This is a genomic window from Arthrobacter sp. YD2 (assembly GCF_030410475.1).
GTDB lineage: Bacteria > Actinomycetota > Actinomycetes > Actinomycetales > Micrococcaceae > Arthrobacter_B > Arthrobacter_B zhangbolii.
Genome location: NZ_JAUHHB010000002.1, coordinates 522,523 through 543,240, shown reverse-complemented (window position 1 = coordinate 543,240; position 20,718 = coordinate 522,523). Strand labels below are relative to the sequence as shown.

Sequence of the window (20,718 nt, the reverse complement as noted above, 5' to 3'; positions counted from 1 at the left end):
CAGCACCAAGTAGACCGGAAGGACAGTCCCATGAGTGGCACGGAGGAATCGTTCGTCGTCGGATTGATCGGAGAAGGCATTACTGCCTCCCTTACTCCTCCCATGCACGAGCGTGAAGCCGACCGGCAGGGCCTGCGCTATGTCTACCGTCCGGTGGACCTCACGCGGCTGGGGCGCCCCGGCTCGGATGTGGGTGACCTGCTGCGCTGGGGCAGGGACCTGGGCTTCAACGCCTTCAACGTCACCCACCCCTGCAAGCAGCTGGTCCTGGCCGAACTGGACGAGGTGTCTGAGGACGCCGCACGCCTCGGGGCGGTAAATACTGTCCTGATCCGGGATGGAAAGCTCATTGGCCACAACACCGACTTCTCCGGCTTTAGCGGTGCACTGGCCGCCGGCCTGCCGGACGCAGCGCTGGGGTCCGTGGTCCAGCTGGGTGTGGGCGGGGCAGGAGCCGCTGTCGCGTACGCCCTCCTGAAGGCCGGCACCGCGGAACTGACGCTGCTGGACCTGGACCCGGACCGCGCAGCCGAGCGCGCGGCGGCACTTGCACAGCTTTTCCCTGACCGGCGAGTGAACTCCGGAACGCCGGCGGACCTGCCCGCCGTGCTGCCCGGTGCCGACGGACTGGTCCATGCGACGCCGGTGGGCATGCATTCCCACCCCGGACTCGCCGTGGACCTGGACCTGCTGGACCCGTCCCAGTGGGTGGCCGACGTCGTCTACCGCCCGGTCGACACGGAACTGATCATTGGCGCCCGCGCCAAGGGCTGCCGGGTCCTGGACGGCGGACGGATGGCCGTGGGCCAGGCGGTGGACGCCTTTGAGCTGATCACCGGCATCCGGCCGGATGCCGCGCGGATGCTTGCCCACTTCCACGAGCTGATTGCCCAGGGACGCTAATGCGCACCTCCATAGCCACCGTCTGCCTTAGCGGAACGCTCGAAGAGAAAATGCGTGCCTGCTCCGACGCGGGTTTTGACGGCATCGAAATCTTCGAACCGGACCTGCTGGTCTCACCCTCCAGCCCGGAGGAAATCCGGGACCTCGCCGCCACGCTTGGCCTTACCCTTGACCTCTACCAGCCCTTCCGCGACTTGGAAGGCGTGGAGGAGGAGCAGCTGGAGGAGAACCTGCGCCGGGCGCAGGCCAAGTTTGCCCTGATGAACCGGCTGGGCATCGACACCATGCTGCTGTGCAGCAACGTGGGTACGGCCACCATCAACGACGACGCCGTGGCAGCCCGGCAGCTGCGCCGGCTCGGGGACACCGCGGCCCGGTATGGCATAAAAGTGGCCTACGAGGCCCTGGCCTGGGGACGCTACGTCAACGACTTTGAGCACGCCCAGCGCATAGTGGACCTGGCCGACCATCCCAACATAGGTACCTGCCTGGACAGCTTCCACATTCTCTCCCGCGGATGGGACCCCGCCGCGATCGAGAAGATCCCGGCCGGGAAGATCTTCTTTGTCCAGCTCGCCGATGCCCCGGAACTCTCCCTGGATGTCCTGTCCTGGAGCCGGCACTACCGGGTGTTTCCCGGCGAGGGCGCCTTCGACCTCGTTGGGTTTATGGCCCATCTGGTCCGCAGCGGCTATGACGGCCCCGTGTCACTGGAAATCTTTAACGACGTGTTCCGCCAGACCGCCGAGGAGCGGACGGCAGTGGACGCCATGCGGTCCCTGATCTGGCTGGAGGAACGCACCTCGGCATACCTCGCTGAGCACGACGGCGGTGCCTCGTACCCAATGTCGCTGGCCACGCTGCCGCGGGTGGCGGAACCCAGCGGGTTCAACTTTGCCGAGGTCAAGGCGGAAAACCCGGAAACGGTATGCACCCTGCTCTATCAGCTGGGTTTCACCTTCGCCGGCCGGCACCGGACCAAGCCGGTGCAGCTGTGGACGCAGGGCCGTGCCCGCGTCATCATCAACGGCCAGCAGGCACGCGGCATGGAACCGGGGATCTCAGCACTGGGGCTGGATGTGAAGGACCCGCAGGCGGCGGCATCGCGGGCGCTGCAGCTGCGTGCACGTCCGGTGAACCGGCGCAGCCAGGCTGACGAGCAGGTCCTGCAGGCAGTGTTCGCCCCGGATTCCACCGAAGTCTTCCTCTGCGAAGCGACGGCCGACGGCACCGCCGCGTGGGCCGGAGAGTTCAGCCGGCCGGCGGGTACCGGCGGGCCGGAAGGGGCGCCGGACGCACCGGACGGCGACGGTTTGGCCGAGCCCCTGATCTCTGCCATCGACCACATCAACCTGTCCCAGCCGTGGCAGCACTTCGACGAAGCGGTACTGTTTTACGAATCCACGCTGTCCCTGGCCCCCATTGCCTCACAGGAGGTTCCCAGCCCCATGGGCCTGGTCCGCAGCCAGGTCATGCGCAGTGTGGACGGCGGGGTGCGGCTGGCGCTGAACATTGCCCCGCTCATTGTGGAATCCGGCCCGGAAAGCGGGGAGTACCCCCAGCACGTCGCCTTTGCCTCCACCGACCTGATCGCCACAGCCCGGCGGGCGGCCGAGCGCGGCCTGCGGTTCCTGCCGGTACCGGCAAACTACTATGAGGATCTTGCCGCCAGGTTCCGCCTCGACCCGGCGTTCCTGTCCGAGCTGCAGGAACTGAACCTGCTATATGACCGGGATGCGGATGGGGAGTTCCTGCACTTCTACACCGCAACCGTGGGCAACGTGTTCTTCGAAGTGGTGGAACGGCGTGGCAGCTATGACGGCTACGGCGCCCCCAACGCCCCGGTTCGGCTGGCGTCCCAGTACCTGGCATCGAGGAATGATTCCCGGCGCGGAGAGGGATGACCGTGGACGAGGGCTACTACGTTAAATCCGTGGAGAAGGCCTTCGCAATCCTCGGCGCGTTCACGCCGGACGTTCCGGAACACACGGTCAGTACGGCCGCGGCCGCGGCGGGGACCAGCCGCGCCGCCGCCCGCCGGTTCCTGCTCACCCTGCGGGACCTGGGCTATCTGGGCTTTGACGGCACCGCCTTCCGACTGGCACCGCGGACCCTGGACGTCGCCGCCGCGTACCTGGCACACCTCTCCCTGCCGCAGGTGGCCGAACAGCACCTGAAGCAGCTCTCTGCCGAGCTGGGGGAGACGACGTCGCTGTGCATCCTGGACGGAACCGACGTCGTCTACGTTTCCCGGATCACGTCGCTGCGGCTCCTGCGGGTGGCAGTGAACGTGGGGACCCGTTTCCCGGCCTGGGCCACCTCCATGGGGCGGGTCCTGCTGGCTCAGCTGCCGGCCGAAGAGCTGGAAACCTATTTTGCGGACGTCCGGCTGCAGCAGTACACGCGCAGCACCGTATCCTCAGTGGCGGAGTTGCGGGAGGAAGTCCTGCTTGCCGGCATCCGCGGCTGGTCAAAGGTGACGGATGAGCTGGAAGACGGACTGCGCGGTGTTGCCGTGCCGGTCCGGGGTGCGGACGGCACAGTGGTTGCAGCCGCCAACGTGTCCCTGCAGCTGCACAGTTCAGACGGCGTGGAGACAACGGTTCTTCCGCTGCTGCGGGCCGCCGCGGACCGGATCTCCAGGGATCTCGGCAGCCGCGGCGGCCCGGCCTAATCAGCAGTTACTCGCTGTATTCGCTGGCCTTGTAAATGCTCAGCCCCAATGACCTGGCCACCTGCGCCACGGCATGCTGGGCCTTGACGCTGTTGCCGGCGGGGTCCAGGGGAGGCGCGAAGCCGGCGATGGCCAGCTTGCCGGGCATCACGGCCAAGATTCCGCCGCCCACCCCGCTTTTGCCCGGCAGTCCAACCTGGTAGGCCCAGTCACCGGACGCGGTGTATAACCCCTCCATGGTCATCTCCGCCAACATGGCCGGCACATGCGCAGCCTGAACCACGCGGTCGCCGGTCAGCGGATTTACCCCGCGGTTTGCAATGGTGGCACCCATAGCGGCCAGGTCCCGGGCCGTAACCAGGGTCGAGCACTGCCGGGTATACACATCGCAGGCTTCCATCGGATCGGAATACATGGTGCCGCCCGAGTACAGCAGCCAGGCAATGGCCCGGTTGTGGAAGTTGGTGGACTGCTCCGATTCGTTCACCTCATCGCTAAGCCTGATTTTCCGCCCGGCGAAGGCGCTCTGGACCTGCAGGATGGCTTCCCACCGGTCCTCTGCTGTGTCGCCCGGGATCAGCGAGACGGTGGACATGGCCCCGGCGTTGACCAGGGGCGACACAGGCGCGTCGCCGTGCAGGGCCACGGAGATGACCGAGTTGAACGGTTCACCCGTTGGATCGGCGCCCACTTTCTGCTGGAAGGTTTCCAGCCCCACCTTTTCCATGGCCCAGGCCATGGAAAAGACCTTGGAAATGGATTCCAGCGCGAATTCGAAGCCGGTGTCACCCATTTCGAACAACTGGCCGTCGGCAGTCATGACGCAGACACCAAACAACGCCGGGTCCACCGATGCCAGGTACGGGATGTAGCTGGCGTTCTCGCCGCCGGTGTCATCCTTATGGTCCGCGTAGGCGGTTTTCACGGCATTCTCAATGGATGCCTCGTCGAGTTTCATACTGCTGTGCTCCCGCCTGTGCCTGTGCTGCCGCCACTACCGCGCGGCCGGGTAGAACCGGGCGCCGGAGCGGCGCCCGTAGTAGCCGCGTGCTCGCCCTCATGCCCGGACGGCTGCACGTGGGCGGGCGGATGCGCAGCCTTGGTGTGCTCTCCGTGTCCGCTGTCCTGCGAATAGGTCAGCGGTGATCCCGAAGCCTCCGCCTCCCGGGTCAGCTGCTGCGTCGAAACACTGGACTCCGTCACCGTGCCCGGATTCGAGTGCTCAATCTGCCAGGTAAACGGCACGAACGGGCTGGCGGGGTCACGCCAGTGCGGCTTGCGGAAGGCGTAAATGATGAACGGCAGGATCACCATAATGGCTGCACCGGCTACCAGAATGCCCACATAGACGGCGGGGGAACCGACGGCGATCTGGGCGGGCGGGATGAAGCTGAAGGAGAAGGCCATCAGCGCGCCCAGGAAGCCGACTCCGGCGACAATCCACATGCCCACGTCTCCGCCGGGCACCCGGTAGGGCCGGGGGCGGTTCGGCTGGCTGTAGCGCAGGTAGATGGCCGCCGCGAACATCAGCATGTACATGATCAGGTACAGGATCACGGTCAGCTGGCTCAGGATCTGGTAGGCCGCCTGCACGGACGGCAGGACCACATAGATGAATCCCAGGCCAGTCACCACAAATGCCTGGAAGAAGAGGATGTGCGTGCCCATGCCGTGCTTGTTGGTGTGTTGCCAGAAGCGCGGCAGGTAGCCGGCCTTGGCAACGGCCAGCATGCCGCTGGAGGGACCGGCCACCCAGGTCACCACGCCGGCCAGGACCCCCAGCAGGAGCATGGCCGCAACAATCGGTCCGGCCCAGCCGATACCGGCCCACTCGAACATGTCGTTATAGGAGGTCAGCAGGGACTGGGTCAGGTTGATATCCGCCTGCGGCACCACAAAGGCAATGGCCAGGGTGCCGAGGACGAAGATGATCACTGTGCCGGCTGCGGCAATCAGCACCGCAATCGGATAGTCGCGCGTCGGGTTCTTCACTTCCTTCACGTGGATGGCGTTCATTTCCATGCCGGCATAAAAAAGGAAAATCGACGCGGCGAGCACCACGTTGGAGAAATTGCCGAAGTCCGGCAGGAGTTCACCCCAGCCCATCTGGATCTGCGGGGTGTTTCCGGCAAAGAAATAGGAAAAACCAAGCACGATCAGGATGATGGCCGGAATGATGGTGCCGATGATTCCGCCCCACTGGCTCACTCGCGAGAAGGCCTTGGCTCCGCGGAATGCAATGAAGGTTGCCAGCCAGTAGACCACCAGGACCACTGCCAGGACGAACAGTTTGTTGCCTGCCAGCTGCGCGTCCAGGTTCTGCTCTGTTCCCGTATAGGCCAGCGACACCGCACCGAAGGTCAGTACCGTGGGAAACCAGATAGTGACTTCGATGAAAAGCATAAACATGGCCAGGAAGGCCCAGCGGGGCCCGAAGGCCTCACCGACCCAACGGAAAACGCCGCCCGTTTCCGGCCAGCCCGTGGCCAGTTCCGCTGCGACGATGGATACCGGGATCAGGAAGACAATCGCGGCAAATACGTAATAGAAAACGGAACTCAAACCATATTCCGCCTCCGAGGGAAGTCCGCGGAGGCTCACCACCGCCACAATGTTCATCACGGCCAGGGCGCCGATGGTGATTTGCGCTTTCTGCTTCGCCGAAAGCCCCTGCTGATCGTTCGTGGATGCAGTTGAAGCGCTTGCCTTCGAATCGCTCATTCAACTCACCTCCTGGGATTAGTGGTGGAACCCGGGGTGCTCCGACTCGCGGGGCATGGGCGCACTCAGTTGTTCCAGGTACGCGGTTTCCCGGCGGATGTCCGTGAGCAGATTGTCCGCCAGGTCCATGCTCAAACCGTTGCGGACCACAATCCGTTCAACTGTCAGGTTCGCCAGGTCATCCGGCATGGGATAGGCGGGAACCAGCCACCCCTTGGTGCGCAGCCGCTCCGCCAGATCGTAGAGATTCCACTTATCGGTATGCCCCTCCTTCAGCCGCCACGCGAAGACCGGGATGTCGGAGCCGTCATTCCACAGCTCGAAGGGACCGATCTCCGCAATGTTGCTGGACAGGTAAAGCGCCACGTCCTGGGAGGCCTGCTGCACTTTGGCATAACCGTCCCTGCCCAGGCGGAGGAACAGATAGAACTGCAGCACTACCTGCGCCCCGGGCCGGGAGAAGTTCAGCGCGAAGGTGGGCATGTCCCCGCCGAGGTAGCTGACGTAGAAAATGAGGTCTTCCGGCAGCCACTGGCGTTCACGCCAGACCACCCAGCCGAGGCCGGGATAAACCAGCCCGTACTTATGTCCGGACGTGCTGATCGAGTGGACCCGTTCCAAGCGGAAGTCCCATTCAAGGTCCTGCTGGATAAACGGGGCAATCATCCCTCCGGACGCGGCGTCCACGTGGATGGCGATGTCCAGGCCGGTGGAGGACTGGATCTCGTCCAGCTTCGCGGCAATCTGCTTTACGGGTTCGTACATGCCGGTATAGGTCACACCCATAATGGCGACGACGCCGATGGTGTTCTCATCAACGTACTTTTCGAGTTCAAAACCGTCCAGGCACTTGTGCTCCTCGCTGATGGGAACAAGCCGGGCTTCAATGTCGAAGTAGTTGCAGAATTTTTCCCAGCACACCTGCACCGCGGAGCTCATCACCAGGTTCGGTTTATCCACGGACTTTCCCTCGCTGCGGCGCTTGTGCTGCCACAGCCGCTTTAACGCCAGCCCGCCCAGCATGCAGGCCTCGGAGGAGCCCACCGTGGACGTGCCGATAGTGCCCTCCGGATTGGGGGAGTGCCACAGATCCGCGAGGATGCGCCAGCAGTTCTGTTCAATCTGCGCTGTCTGCGGGTATTCGTCCTTATCGATCATGTTCTTGTCGAACGTCTCGCTGTAGAGCCGGTTGGCGTAGTCGTCCATCCAGGTGCTCACGAAGGTCGCCAGGTTCAGGCGGGCGTTGCCGTCGAGCATGGTCTCGTCATGCACAATCTGGTACGCGGTCTCGGGCAGCATCTGCCCGTCATTCAGTTTGAACTTCGGGGCTGACGTTTCCTCGCCCGGACGGGCGAATATGGGATTAACGGTCACTGAATCAGGTTTTTTCTGCGCCATTTTGGAACCCTCTCGTCGACGGAATGCCTACCGGCAAGGCCGCAGTGAACGGCGGTCATATCCCCACAGGGCAGCGCGCACGAAAAACTATACGCGGGGCGAAAATCCATTACTAGGCTCCCGCTCCGCACTGCCGGCACGGCCGCCAAAGCCCTGCCAAAGCAGGTGCTGCCCGCCTGGTTTCGCCTGCCCCGCATTGAGCCCGCCGGTAGCCGGGCATAACCTTGCTGGAACCGAGATTCACCACCGTCCCCGCCGTCCGGGCTCCGCGCAGCACCGGAGTCCGCCCTGCCGGGACCATAGCAACAGGAGAATCGCATGGCCTCACTTGCACGCCGGGAACGTTTCGAACTGCCGGAACCGGTACGGAAATTCTTCGAAGGTGACTGGGATGTACCGGCCTTCCCCGTGGAGGAATACCGGGACGGCTCCACCATGGTGGTCCGCGCCGAACTTCCCGACATTGACCCCGATACCGGACTGGACGTCACCGTAAGCGACGGTGTCCTGCAGATAAAAGGCGAGCGGCGCCAGGAGACGGAGCACAAGGACCGGCACGGATACCGCTCGGAGTTCCGCTACGGCTCCTTTTCGCGGGAGATTCCACTGCCCACAGGCAGCGACCAGGACGGGGTGAGTGCCACCTACAACGACGGCGTTCTGGAGGTCCGCATACCGGTGCCGGAGCCCGGAGCCTCGTCAACGAAGATTCCGATCTCGCGGGGCTGAACCGAAGGCAGGTATGAGCACGCCACCGGTGGCACGGCGTAAACGGGTCTACCCGGACTGGCTGGTCATTGCGACGCTGGCATGCGGCGGCATTGTCGTCTCGCTGGAAAAGACGGCAGTGGTTCCGCTTCTGCCGGAGTACCCCCGCATTTTCGGGGTAACCAGCGATGACGTGTCCTGGATGGTCACCGTAACGCTCCTCTGCGCCGCGGTGGCAACGCCCATCGTCTCGCGCCTGGCGGACATGTTCGGCAAGCGTCGAATGCTGCTGCTCGCCATGGCCATGATGGTCGCCGGCGCCTTTGCCGCATCTCTCGGCGGTACGTTCACCTGGGCCCTGATCGGCCGGGGCCTCCAGGGCTTTGCCGGAGCCGTAATCCCGGTGGGCATCAGCATCCTGCGCGACGCGCTTCCACAAAAGAAAATCGCCGGCGCGGTCTCCATGATGAGCGCGAGCTTCGGCATTGGCAGCGCTTTGGGTCTGCCGCTGTCCGGGCTGATCTATGAGCGGCTGGGCTGGGAAGCCACTTTCTGGGTGGTCGGCGTGATTGCCGCCGTCCTTATGCTGGGCGTTTTTGTTTTCGTCCCCGAGTCCGACGTGCGGACCCCCGGCCGCTTCGACTACACCGGGGCCCTGCTGCTTTCAGCCGGAATGACCGCCCTGCTGCTGGCCATCAGCAAGGGCGGCGTGTGGGGCTGGACAAGCTACCCGATCATCGGCCTCTTTACCGCAACCGCCGTCTTTTTTGCCCTCTGGTTTCCGGCCGAGCTGCGCAGCGGAGCGCCTCTGGTGGACCTGCGTACCTCTGCCAGGCGGCCGGTCCTGCTCACCAACGCCGCAGCCGTACTGGTCGGGTTCTCGATGTACGCCAACATGCTGGTCACCACCCAGCAGCTGCAGCTCTCACCGGTCACGGGTTTCGGGTTCGGCCTGAGCGTGCTGGTGGCCGGACTGACCATGATTCCATCAGGGCTCGCGATGGTGGCGGCGGCCCCTGTCTCCGCCCGGCTGACCAACGCCTTCGGAGCCAGGACCACCCTGGTCTCCGGCTGCGCCGTGATGGCCGCAGGCTACGCCTCCAGAGTGCTCCTTGTTCATTCCGTCACCCAGATCATCATCGGGGCAGTGATCGTATCGGTGGGTACGGCCATGGCCATGGCCGCCATGCCGACCATCATTATGAGCAACGTGCCGCTGACGGACACCGCCGCCGCCAACGGCGTCAACACGCTGCTGCGCTCGGTTGGAACATCCACGTGCAGTGCCGCCGTAGCCACCATACTCACGTCACTGACCCTGCGCGTGGACGGTACGGTCTACCCCGGTCTGGATGCCTTCCGCACCATCTTCGTCTTCGCCGGACTGGCGGCGCTCCTGGCCACGGGGGTCTCCTGCCTGGTGCCCCGTTCACAGCGGCGCGAGGCAACCCATCCGCAGCTGCATCCCGCCCCGGGGCAGGAACAGCCGAAACCGGCGGATGAAAAGCAGGAGATCATGCTCCGCGGCAGGATGCTCTCCGACAGCGGTCCGGTGCCCGGCGGAACGGTGACCGCCCTGGATGCCGCGGGAAACCGGGTGGATTGGGCCCGTGCAGACGATGCCGGCCGGTACAGCGTGGTGCTTCCGGGCGATGGCCACTACGCAGTGGTGGCCACACAGTCTGCCTGGCAGCCGGTCACCGAGGTGCTGGCCTTCCCCGGCGTCCAGCAGGAACACGACGTCCGCTTCCGGAACCGCCGGACCCTCTCCGGCACCGTGCGGCAGGAAGGACGTGCCGTCCCGGCGGCCCTGCTGATCCTGCTGCGGCCGGGAGGAGAGGCCTCCATTTCCACCCGGTCGGATGACGGCGGGAACTATGAGCTGCCGCTGCCGGGATCCGGTGTTTACATCCTCAGTGTCATTGAGCCGGACGGGTCCACCACCCACAGCAGGCGGCTGTCCTTCCCCCTGGCCAACAGCGTCGTCGACATCGAGCTGGACGGCAGCCGCGGGAACCGGACCGGAATACAGATATGAGGGCAATGCTTCCTCCGGCCCGGAAGCCCCTCCCTGCACCACCCGGTCTCCGCCTGATCCGCGGTGCACGGTCCCGGAGGAGACCAAGCGCACATCCCCGGCTTTGGTACCCGCCCACCCAAGCGCATACGATCATTCAGGCGCGAAGCGGGCCCCGGCGGAAACAACGTGCCGAGGCAGTACCCGCAGCGCGGATTCCTTCAAACTGTCTTTAGTTAGGTATGTGGTGGACCTCACCCTTATGGTCGCGCTGGTGATCGCGCTAGCACTGTTCTTCGATTTCACCAATGGTTTCCATGACACCGCCAATGCGATGGCCACCCCCATCGCCACCGGTGCTATCAAGCCGAAAACCGCCGTGGCCCTGGCCGCAGTGCTGAACCTGGTCGGCGCCTTCCTCTCCACCGAAGTAGCCAAAACCATTTCCGGCGGCCTGATCCGCGAAGGCGACGGGGGCATACAGATTACCCCCGTCATGATTTTCGCGGGCCTGATGGGAGCGGTGATCTGGAACCTGATCACGTGGCTGAAAGGTCTGCCCAGCAGCTCCTCCCACGCCCTGTTCGGCGGCCTCATCGGCGCCGCCGTGGTGGGTGCCGGCTTCGGCGCCGTGGATTTCTCGGTTCTGATGTCCAAGGTGATCCTGCCAGCGCTGATCGCCCCCCTGATCGCCGGTTTCGTCGCCTACCTGGCCACCAAGCTCGCCTACCGCATCACCCGGCGGCATGATCCGGATTCCGGGAGCAAACTCCCGCGCCGGCGCGGCGGCTTCCGGTACGCCCAGATTTTCTCGTCCTCCCTGGTGGCCCTGGCTCACGGCACCAACGACGCGCAGAAGACCATGGGCGTGATCACCCTCGTCCTGATTGCCGGCGGACTCCAGACGGCCGGCACCGGCCCGGAGTTCTGGGTGGTAACCGCCTGCGCCGTCGCCATTGCCGCCGGTACCTACGCAGGTGGCTGGCGCATCATCCGCACCATGGGAACCGGACTCACCGAAGTGAAGCCGGCACAGGGATTCGCCGCTGAAACAAGCACCGCGGCCGCCATCCTGGCCTCCTCCCACCTGGGCTTCGCGCTGTCCACCACGCAGGTAGCCTCCGGCTCGGTCATCGGGTCCGGCCTGGGCCGCAAGGGTGCCGAGGTGCGCTGGCGTACCGCCGGCCGGGTCGGCAGCGGCTGGCTGCTCACCCTCCCGGCTGCCGCCGCCATGGGCGCCGTTACCGCAATGATCGCCCAGCTGGGCATGGTCGGCGTGGTGGTGGACGCCGTCGTCGGCACTGCCGTCATCCTCGGTATTTTCCTCTGGTCCCGCCGCAACCGGGTTGGTCACGACAACGCCGTCACCAACATTGAGAGTGCCGGTGAGGTGGTCAGGATCAAGAAGAGCAGGGGCAAGTCCCGCGGGAAGAACCAGGGCGCCAGGAGCGGCCAGGGCAATACCGGAAGCAAGGGCGGCGGCAAGGCTGCCGGCAAGCTCAAGGAAGGTTCCAAATGAACATCCACTGGCTGGATTACCTCACGGTTTTCGGGGTCACCCTCCTCGCCGCGCTGACGGTTGTGGGTATCTACTCCTTCGGGGTCCGTCTCTACGCGGTCTCCCTCGATGAGGACACCGGCACCCCCGCAAGAACCCGTCCTGCCCTGGCCAAAGCCGGCGCTTTTGCCTGCTTTGCCCTCAGCGGCGCAGCAGTTCTGTACGGCATCTACCTGATCGTTCCGGCGCTGCACGGCTAACTGCGCGGCTTACGCTGCACAGAACAGGCAAAAAGGCCTGCAGGATCGTGATGATCCTGCAGGCCTTTTCCGTTGTCCGGGGGAGGAGCGCCGTCAGTTCCGAACGGCGCTTTCCGCGGCGTGCTCCGGAACGTAGAACGGGTAATCCGTGTAGCCCTCGGCGCCGAAGGAGTAGAACGTGGTGGCGTCCGGAGTGTTCAGCGGCAGGTCTTCCTCCCAGCGCCGGGCGAGGTCCGGGTTGGCGATGGCAGGGCGTCCCACAACGACGGCGTCCGCCAGGCCGTCGGCCAGCATCGCCACGGCCTCGTCCCGGGTAGTGATGACGCCGAAGCCGGAGTTCAGGAATACCGGCCCGCCGAAACGGCTGCGCAGGGTCTGCACCAGCTCACCGGCGGGGTTCCGGTGCAGGAGGCTGAGGTAGGCAAGGCCCAGCGGGGCAATGGCATCCACCAGTGCGCCGTGGGTGGCCAGCACATCGGCCGGGTCCGTCTCGAGCGCGCCCTGGACGTTGTGTTCGGGGGAAAGCCGCAGGCCAACCCTGTCGGCACCGATCTCCGCAGCGACGGCGCGCACGGTTTCGATGACAAAGCGCGCGCGGTTTTCCGGGCTGCCACCGTAGCCGTCCATCCGCAGGTTGGCTGTGGGGGAGAGGAACTCGTGCAGCAGGTAGCCGTTGGCACCGTGCAGCTCCACGCCGTCGAACCCGGCATCCACCGCGTCCCGTGAGGCACGGACGAAGTCATCGATGACCCTGGCCAGTTCTTCGGTTTCCAATGCGCGCGGCACGGGATACTGCTGCTTGCCGTCATAGGTGTGGGAAAGCCCGTCCACTGCGATGGCGCTCGGCGCCACCAGTTCCAGTCCGCCCGTGGTGTTGGTGTGGGTCACCCGGCCTGCATGCATCACCTGTGCCACAATGCTGCCGCCGGCTTCGTGTACGGCGTCGGTAACCTTCCGCCATCCGTCCAGCTGCTCAGCATCAACCAGGCCGGGCTGGCCCGGGAACCCCTGCCCTTCGCGGGAGGGGTAGGTCCCTTCACTGACAATCAGCCCCAGGGACGCACGCTGACGGTAGTGCTCCACCATCAGGGGGCCTGGGATACCTTCCCGTCCGGCACGCTGACGCGTCAGCGGTGCCATTACCAGGCGGTTGGACAGCTTCAGGCTGCCCGCGGTCATGGGGGAAAACAAATTCACTAAGTAACTCTTCCTGTAGATCGCCGCCGTCCGCGCCCCCGTGGGACGCCGGCAGCGGCAGGTTCACTCCATAGGCGGACAACCCCGAGCCCCGCGGGTCTATTCCTCTCGGGCTCCGCCCGACGCCCGCCGCCCGCCGCCCGGGACCCGGGGGCATCCGGCCGCGCACCTGTTTCCGGGCAGCTGTCTATCGCCGCCCTTTTCTCGGGAACACTGTTTCGCGGCAACACCGTTTCCAGGGAACACCGTTTCCCGCGGAACCCGCGCTGGCTAGCATGGGCCCATGAGCCGGGCCGTGTATTACGCGTCAGCTTCGCTGGACGGATTTGATGCCGCCGGACTGGAGCCCTTAGGCAGCGAGGTGCCCGCTCCGGCAGGCGCCGTCGTTATGGGGGCAGGCACCTACGCGCGGCTCCGCAGGCAGGTGGAAGAGGAGGGAACGGGAGCCTGGGACTGTCCGCCGGCCCCTGTCTGGGTCTACACGCACCATGAGTTTCCCGGCGTTGAAGGGGCGGACATCATGTTTGTCCGGGGACCGGTGGCGGAGTTTGCAGCCGACATCGCGGCATCAGCCGACGGCGGGGACATCTGGCTGCGCGGAGCGGATCTGGCGGGGCAGTACCTCCGGCACGGACTGCTGGATGAGCTGCGCCTGACACTTCATCCGGTAGTGCTGGGCGCGGGACAACCGGTCCTGCCGTCGGCAGCCGGCCGGTCCGCACGGCTGCTGGCTGCGCGGCCGTCCGCCGACGGCAGTGTCCTGCTTAGCTACGGGTTCGGCTAGCGGGTTTCGCGGATCATGTTGGTGATCCGTGCGGTGGAGAGCCGGCGGCCCTGTTCATCGGTCATGACCACTTCGTGGGTGGTAAGGGTATTGCCAAGGTGCACGGCGGTGGCGGTTCCGGTCACCAGACCTGAGGAAACCGAACGGTGATGCGTGGCACCAATCTCAATGCCCACGGCGTGCCTGCCCGGTCCGGCGTGCATGCCGGCGCCGAAGGAACCGAGGGTTTCCGCCAGGACCAGGTGGGCGCCCCCGTGCAGGATTCCGGCCACCTGCTCGTTGCCCTCCACCGGCATGGTGGCCACAAGCCGGTCCGGTGACATCTCCAGGAAGCGGATGCCCAGTTTCACCACCAGGCGGCCGGGGCCGTGCGAGGAGAGCCACTCATGCATTTCCTCCGGAATGCCGGCCTCGATCAGGTCGCGCTTGTACGGGTTCGTGTCCGCCTCGGAGCCGGCCTGGCCCGGCGTGAAAATCTCGCTCATGGCAACTAGGCTTGCATTTGTGAGTGAATCTACCAAACTGGCCGCAAAACCCCTTGAAGACAGCAACAGCGCAAGCCTCGAAACTCCCGGCGGGAGCGGCACCGGAACCGGCACGGTGAGCGCCGACGGAACTGCCGCCGCTGCACCGGCTTCCCTGGGCAGCGTCAACGCCGGCGGCCATAACCGGCTCCTGGTTATTGACGGCCATTCCATGGCCTTCCGGGCTTTCTACGCCCTGCCGGCAGAGAATTTCTCCACGGACACCGGCCAGCACACCAACGCCGTCTATGGATTCACCTCCATGCTGATCAACCTGATCAAGGAAGAGAAGCCCACGCACGTGGCTGTGGCCTTCGACCTGGATACCCCCACGTTCCGTTCCGAGGAGTACACCGAGTACAAAGGCGGACGGAACAAGACGCCCGAGGAGTTCCACGGGCAGGTGGACCTGATCATCAAGGTCATGGAAGCCATGCGCATCCCCACCCTGTCCATGGACGGCTATGAAGCCGATGACATTCTTGCCACCCTGGCCGCCAAGGCCTCGGACCGCAACTGGGATGTCATGGTGGTCTCCGGTGACCGCGATGCGTTCCAGCTGGTGGATGACCACGTTACGGTTTTCTACCCCAAGAAGGGCGTCTCGGACCTGCCCCGGATGGACGCCGCCGCAGTCGAGGCGAAATACCTGGTTCCGCCGGACAAATACTCCGACTTGGCCGCGCTCGTAGGCGAGAGCGCCGACAACCTTCCCGGAGTTCCGGGCGTAGGGCCCAAGACGGCTGCAAAGTGGATCAAGCTCTACGGCGGGCTCGAAGGCATCCTGGAGAACCTGGACGCCATCAAGGGCAAAGTGGGGGATTCGCTGCGCGCCAATATTGAGGACGTCAAGCGTAACCGCAGGCTCAACCGGCTGCTGCGGGACCTTGACCTCCCGGTGGACCTGGACGCCATGGCCGCCCAGCGTCCGGACCGGGAAGCCATCGAGGAACTCTTCGATGCCCTGCAGTTCAACGCGCTGCGCAAGCGGCTCTTTGACGTCTACGGCGAGGAAGAAGGAGCCGCCGGCCCCGAACACGCCGAAGTCGCTGCCCCGGCCCACAGCATCATCACCGATGCCGCCGCGCTGGAGGCCTGGCTGCGTGCCACCAACCAGGCCCGGACCGCCGTCCAGCTGGTGACTGAAGGAACCGCCGCGTCCCGCGACGTCGTTGGCATCGCCCTGGTAACGGACGCCTCCGCCGCCTATGTGCCGCTGACCGAGCTCGACGCCGACGCGGAGCAGGTGCTCGCTGCCTGGCTCGCTGATCTGGACGCTCCGAAGGTGGTGCACGATTTCAAGGAAGCCTACAAGGCGCTGTCCGCCCGCGGCCTGCACCTGGCCGGCGAGGTGGATGACACTGCCATCTCCGGGTACCTCATCCAGCCGGACCGCCGTAGTTATGACCTCGCGGACCTGGCCCAGTACCACCTGCGCATGAACATTGTGCCGGCGGCGGCAGGCAGCAACCAGCTCGAGCTGTCCCTGGGTGACGAGGACGCCGCCACCCCCGCTGTGTCCAAGGCCTTTGCCGCCCTGCGCCTGAGCGAGCATTTTGCCGGTCAGCTGGTGGAGCGCGGCGCGAACCAGCTGCTGGGCGGGCTGGAGCTGCCGCTCTCGGAAGTCCTGGCCGAAATGGAACTTGCAGGCATCGCGGTCTCCGGAGAGAAGCTGGACCGGCTGCTCGATGACTTCAGCGCCACCATCACCCACGCCAGCGAGGAAGCCTTCCGGATCATCGGCAAGGAAATCAACCTCGGCTCCCCGAAGCAGCTGCAGGCCATCCTCTTCGACGAACTCGGCCTGCCGAAGACAAAGAAAATCAAGACCGGCTACTCCACGGACGCCGATGCGCTGACAGACCTCATTGTGAAGACCGGGCATCCGTTCCTGGAGCAGCTGCTGGCCTTCCGCGACGCCTCCAAGCTGCGCTCCACCGTCGAAGGGCTGCGGAAGTCCGTAGCCGACGACGGCCGCATCCACACCACATACGCACAAACAGTGGCAGCCACCGGCCGGCTGTCCTCGGTCAACCCGAACCTGCAGAACATCCCCATCCGCTCCGAGGAAGGTCGCCGGATCCGTGAGGTGTTCGTGGTGGGCGAAGGGTACGAGGAACTCCTGACGGCCGACTACTCGCAGATTGAAATGCGCATCATGGCGCACCTCTCCGGCGACGAAGGGCTGATCTCGGCCTTCCGTGCCGGTGAGGACCTGCACCGCTTCGTCGGTTCGCATGTGTTCAACGTGGCGCCCGAAGAAGTCACCAGTGCCATGCGCTCCAAGGTCAAGGCCATGTCCTACGGCCTGGTCTACGGCCTGAGCTCCTTCGGCCTCTCGAAGCAGCTGGCCATCCCGGTGGACGAGGCCCGCACCCTGATCCGTGACTACTTCGAACGTTTCGGTGCCGTGCGTGACTACCTGCGCGGCGTCGTCGAGCAGGCCCGGAAGGACGGCTTCACCTCCACCATCGAGGGCCGCCGCCGGTACCTGCCGGATCTTTCCAGCGACAACCGCCAGCTGCGCGAAATGGCCGAGCGGGCCGCTCTGAATGCCCCCATCCAGGGCTCGGCAGCGGACATCATCAAGAAGGCCATGCTCGGCGTGGACACCGAAATCAAGGCGCAGGGCCTGAAGTCCCGGATGCTGCTGCAGGTCCATGACGAACTGGTGCTCGAAGTCGCTCCCGGCGAGCGGGATGCGGTTGAGAAGCTGGTCCGGGCGCAGATGGGCGCCGCCGCTGACCTCTCGGTGCCGCTGGACGTCTCCGTGGGCCAGGGCATCAGCTGGCACGAAGCAGGGCACTGACCCGCCTTTCCCGGTACGCTCCGGCATCCGGCCGCCTGCAACGGGCGGCCGGATGTTCTAGGCTGCAGGAAACAATGCGAGCTACGGGGGCAGGAATGACCGAGTCAGATAGCCGGAGTGCCGATGGACTGCGGTTCGTCTCGTTTCCCGCCGGGTACGACGCCGCAAATCCCGAGTCCGCCGACACACGGACGCTGAACTGGGTTGACGCGGTGAACCTGGGGTTCCATAAGGAGCGCCAGACGTCGTCGGACGTGGCGGCCATGGTGGATGCCTACCAGCGGGACCGCCGGATCCTGACCGGCGTCTATGACGACGCCGCGCCTGAATATGCCTGGGACCCGGCGGTGCCGGTGGCTACCTACGCCACTATGGTGAACCGACTGAATGTGGGTGGAGCCGACCTGCTCGCAGCCCATCTGATCACCATGGTGACCGTCCGGCCCACCCACCGGCGGCGGGGCATCCTGCGCCGGCTCATCACCGGCGACCTTGCCCGTGCGAAGGAGTCCGGCCTGGCGCTGGCCGCGCTAACCGCCTCCGAAGCCACCATTTACGGACGGTTCGGTTTCGGTGCCGCCAGCTCCACCGCCACCGTCCAGCTGGATACCCGCGGGGGACTGGAGGTCAGCGCGCCGCCGGAAGGCAGCATTGCAGTGGCTGACGGCGGAAAGCTGCAGGCCCTCGCCCCGGAAATCTTCCGGGCGCACCTGGAACGGACCTTCGGTGCCCTGGGCAGGCAGCACAGCTACGCCTTGCGTGCCTCCGGAGCATGGAGTGACGGGACCACGCAACCGGACAAGGCGCTGCGGGGCGTGATCAGGTACACCGCGGACGGCGTCCCGGACGGTTATGCCGCCTTTAAGTCGCTGGGATGGCGGAACGAACCCCACACCATGAAGGTCACTGACCTGGTGGCCGCCAGCGATGAGGCCTACCGCGAGCTCTGGCGATATCTCGGGTCCATTGACCTGGTGGACCGGCTGACCTTTGGTGCTGCCCCTGTCGCGGATCCGCTGCCGTGGATGCTCGCGGACCGGCGGCGTTACAAGGTCACCGAGGTGGAGGACGTGCTCTGGCTGCGGATCCTGGATACCAGGGCCGCGCTGGAAGCCCGCGGGTACTTCGGGGACGGTACGGTGTCCCTGGATGTCAGCGACCCCCTGGGCTTCGCCGCCGGCACCTGGCTTCTTGAGGTCAGGGGCGGTGCCGGGACGGTCCGGGCGATCGCTCCCGGAACGGCAGCGCAGGCACCGCAGGCCACCGTGGACATCTCCGCGCTCGGATCCCTGTATCTTGGTGATGTCACCGCCCGTACCCTTGCCGCAGCAGGCGCGGTGCGCGGTACACCGGAGGCCCTGGCCGTATTGGACGGGATGTTCAGCGCCGGCCCGGCACCGTACTGCAGTACCCATTTCTGACCACCTGAGTGCCCGCGTGATTTTTTCGGGCTCCGGATGACCGTCTCCCTTTGACCTGCGTTGGCGCGTCCGGCTAGACTGATCGGGCGCGTAATAGCGCGAGTTATTACCCATCCTGTCCATCTCCGGGCAAACAAGCTGTGTGTCAGAGGCGTTTTCGTGCCTAGGGCCTGCACTTGGGCAAGTATCTTGCTTGCGGCGGCCGCTAGGCCTGCTGCCGGTTAAGTGGAAACCAGCCCGGAATACAAAACAACTTCCACATCGGAGTCCCAACTACATGACCATCACCACCAACGAGAAGTCCGGTACCCCGCAGGTCGCCATCAACGACATCGGTACTGCCGAGGACTTCCTCGCCGCGATTGACGCAACGATCAAGTACTTCAACGACGGCGATCTCGTCGAAGGCACCGTTGTCAAGGTCGACCGCGACGAGGTCCTGCTCGACATCGGTTACAAGACCGAGGGTGTCATTCCTTCCCGCGAGCTTTCCATCAAGCACGACGTTGATCCCGGAGACGTTGTCTCCGTTGGCGATCAGGTCGAAGCCCTGGTGCTCACCAAGGAAGACAAAGAAGGCCGTCTGATCCTCTCCAAGAAGCGCGCACAGTACGAGCGTGCCTGGGGCGACATCGAGAAGGTCAAGGAAGAAGACGGCGTCGTTACCGGTACCGTCATCGAGGTTGTCAAGGGTGGTCTTATCCTCGACATCGGGCTGCGCGGCTTCCTGCCGGCATCCCTCGTGGAGATGCGTCGTGTCCGCGACCTGGCTCCGTACATCGGCCAGCAGATCGAAGCCAAGATCATCGAGCTGGACAAGAACCGCAACAACGTTGTTCTGTCCCGCCGTGCATGGCTCGAGCAGACCCAGTCCGAGGTTCGTTCCACGTTCCTCAACAAGCTGGAAAAGGGCCAGGTTCGTCCCGGCGTTGTGTCCTCCATCGTCAACTTCGGTGCATTCGTGGACCTTGGCGGCGTAGATGGCCTGGTTCACGTCTCCGAGCTGTCCTGGAAGCACATCGACCACCCCTCCGAGGTTGTCGAAGTTGGCCAGGAAGTCACCGTTGAGGTTCTGGAAGTTGACCTCGACCGCGAGCGTGTCTCCCTGTCGCTGAAGGCTACGCAGGAAGATCCGTGGCAGACCTTCGCCCGCACCCACGCCCTCGGCCAGGTTGTTCCGGGTAAGGTCACCAAGCTGGTTCCGTTCGGTGCGTTCGTTCGCGTCGAAGACGGCATCGAAGGCCTGGTCCACATCTCCGAGCTGGCTGTCCGCCACGTGGAGCTCGCCGAGCAGGTTGTCTCCGTTGGCGACGAACTGTTCGTCAAGGTCATCGACATCGATCTCGAGCGTCGCCGCATCTCGCTGTCCCTCAAGCAGGCCAACGAGGGTGTCGATCCCGAGGGCACCGAGTTCGATCCGGCTCTGTACGGCATGGCCGCAGAGTACGACGAAGCCGGCAACTACAAGTACCCGGAGGGCTTCGACCCCGAGTCCAACGAATGGCTCGAAGGTTACGAGACCCAGCGTGCCGCTTGGGAGCAGCAGTACGCTGACGCCCAGGCCCGTTGGGAAGCCCACAAGAAGCAGGTTGCTCAGCACAACTCCGAGGATGTTGCAGCTGCATCGGAATCCAACGATTCCGGTACCACCAGCTACTCCTCCGAGCCGGCTGTTGCTGAGACGGGTGCCGGCACGCTGGCTTCCGACGAAGCACTGGCTGCACTGCGCGAGAAGCTCACGGGCAACTAATTCCGGTTTAGTCGCCTCGGCGACCCGGTTGCAGTAACCACATAAAAGCGGACC

Annotated in this window: 16 protein-coding genes; 11 read left to right on the top strand and 5 right to left on the bottom strand. The window is 64.9% G+C overall.

The window, feature by feature from the left end:
* The first annotated feature begins 30 nt into the window (after window positions 1-30).
* From QWJ37_RS09110 to QWJ37_RS09100, 3 genes are read left to right on the top strand one after another with little or no spacing between them, the layout of a single operon-like run.
* Entirely contained in the window at window positions 31-903 is an 873-nt protein-coding gene (locus tag QWJ37_RS09110; RefSeq protein ID WP_290245092.1) for a shikimate dehydrogenase, read from the top strand.
* Window positions 903-2,807 carry a sugar phosphate isomerase/epimerase and 4-hydroxyphenylpyruvate domain-containing protein gene (locus tag QWJ37_RS09105; RefSeq protein ID WP_290245091.1) on the top strand — a complete coding sequence of 635 codons (1,905 nt, stop codon included), beginning with the start codon at window positions 903-905 and terminating at the stop codon, window positions 2,805-2,807. The genes QWJ37_RS09110 and QWJ37_RS09105 overlap by 1 nt, the downstream gene beginning before the upstream one ends.
* On the top strand, window positions 2,804-3,577 hold the full coding sequence (locus tag QWJ37_RS09100) for an IclR family transcriptional regulator C-terminal domain-containing protein (protein WP_227901961.1): 774 nt from the start codon (window positions 2,804-2,806) through the stop codon (window positions 3,575-3,577). Before QWJ37_RS09105 ends, QWJ37_RS09100 begins: the two co-directional genes overlap by 4 nt.
* Window positions 3,578-3,584: 7 nt before the next feature.
* Here QWJ37_RS09100 and glsA read toward each other — a convergent pair whose 3' ends face one another.
* From glsA to QWJ37_RS09085, 3 genes are read right to left on the bottom strand one after another with little or no spacing between them, the layout of a single operon-like run.
* Window positions 3,585-4,535: a glutaminase A gene (gene glsA, locus QWJ37_RS09095; protein ID WP_227901960.1), complete on the bottom strand. Its 951-nt coding sequence runs from the start codon at window positions 4,533-4,535 to the stop codon at window positions 3,585-3,587.
* Complete coding sequence (gene gadC / locus QWJ37_RS09090) at window positions 4,532-6,298, bottom strand: putative glutamine/gamma-aminobutyrate antiporter GadC (protein ID WP_290245090.1); 1,767 nt, start codon at window positions 6,296-6,298, stop codon at window positions 4,532-4,534. The genes glsA and gadC overlap by 4 nt, the downstream gene beginning before the upstream one ends.
* 18 nt (window positions 6,299-6,316) lie before the next feature.
* Window positions 6,317-7,696: a glutamate decarboxylase gene (locus QWJ37_RS09085; protein WP_227901958.1), complete on the bottom strand. Its 1,380-nt coding sequence runs from the start codon at window positions 7,694-7,696 to the stop codon at window positions 6,317-6,319.
* Between the two features lie 318 nt (window positions 7,697-8,014).
* Between QWJ37_RS09085 and QWJ37_RS09080 the strand changes: the two genes are divergently transcribed.
* From QWJ37_RS09080 to QWJ37_RS09065, 4 genes are all read left to right on the top strand, one after another.
* Window positions 8,015-8,425, top strand: coding sequence for an Hsp20/alpha crystallin family protein (locus QWJ37_RS09080; RefSeq protein ID WP_227901957.1), 411 nt, complete (start codon window positions 8,015-8,017; stop codon window positions 8,423-8,425).
* A gap of 13 nt (window positions 8,426-8,438) precedes the next feature.
* Complete coding sequence (locus QWJ37_RS09075) at window positions 8,439-10,442, top strand: MFS transporter (RefSeq protein ID WP_290245089.1); 2,004 nt, start codon at window positions 8,439-8,441, stop codon at window positions 10,440-10,442.
* 226 nt (window positions 10,443-10,668) lie between these two features.
* Complete coding sequence (locus QWJ37_RS09070; RefSeq protein ID WP_279326958.1) at window positions 10,669-11,940, top strand: inorganic phosphate transporter; 1,272 nt, start codon at window positions 10,669-10,671, stop codon at window positions 11,938-11,940.
* 2 nt (window positions 11,941-11,942) lie between these two features.
* Window positions 11,943-12,179 (top strand): hypothetical protein, encoded by a 237-nt coding sequence (locus tag QWJ37_RS09065; protein WP_227901988.1) that lies wholly within the window; start codon window positions 11,943-11,945, stop codon window positions 12,177-12,179.
* Between the two features lie 93 nt (window positions 12,180-12,272).
* Here QWJ37_RS09065 and QWJ37_RS09060 read toward each other — a convergent pair whose 3' ends face one another.
* Window positions 12,273-13,358 (bottom strand): alkene reductase, encoded by a 1,086-nt coding sequence (locus QWJ37_RS09060; protein ID WP_290245293.1) that lies wholly within the window; start codon window positions 13,356-13,358, stop codon window positions 12,273-12,275.
* A gap of 301 nt (window positions 13,359-13,659) precedes the next feature.
* On the opposite strand from QWJ37_RS09060, the gene QWJ37_RS09055 reads away from it, so the two are divergent.
* Entirely contained in the window at window positions 13,660-14,160 is a 501-nt protein-coding gene (locus QWJ37_RS09055) for a dihydrofolate reductase family protein (protein ID WP_227927842.1), read from the top strand.
* On the opposite strand, the gene QWJ37_RS09050 is transcribed toward QWJ37_RS09055, so the two are convergent.
* The gene (locus tag QWJ37_RS09050; RefSeq protein WP_227901953.1) at window positions 14,157-14,645 is read right to left on the bottom strand and encodes a hotdog fold thioesterase; all 489 of its coding nucleotides are present in this window, start codon (window positions 14,643-14,645) and stop codon (window positions 14,157-14,159) included. The two genes, QWJ37_RS09055 and QWJ37_RS09050, sit on opposite strands and share 4 nt — an antisense overlap.
* Window positions 14,646-14,856: 211 nt before the next feature.
* Here QWJ37_RS09050 and polA point away from each other — a divergent pair, with 211 nt between their 5' ends.
* The 3 genes from polA to rpsA all read left to right on the top strand — a co-directional run bounded on the left by polA (window position 14,857) and on the right by rpsA (window position 20,664).
* Window positions 14,857-17,493 (top strand): DNA polymerase I, encoded by a 2,637-nt coding sequence (gene polA, locus QWJ37_RS09045; RefSeq protein ID WP_290245292.1) that lies wholly within the window; start codon window positions 14,857-14,859, stop codon window positions 17,491-17,493.
* A 95-nt stretch (window positions 17,494-17,588) separates the two neighbouring features.
* Complete coding sequence (locus QWJ37_RS09040) at window positions 17,589-18,914, top strand: GNAT family N-acetyltransferase (RefSeq protein WP_290245088.1); 1,326 nt, start codon at window positions 17,589-17,591, stop codon at window positions 18,912-18,914.
* A 277-nt stretch (window positions 18,915-19,191) separates the two neighbouring features.
* Entirely contained in the window at window positions 19,192-20,664 is a 1,473-nt protein-coding gene (rpsA, locus tag QWJ37_RS09035) for a 30S ribosomal protein S1 (protein WP_227901950.1), read from the top strand.
* The last annotated feature ends 54 nt before the right edge of the window (window positions 20,665-20,718 follow it).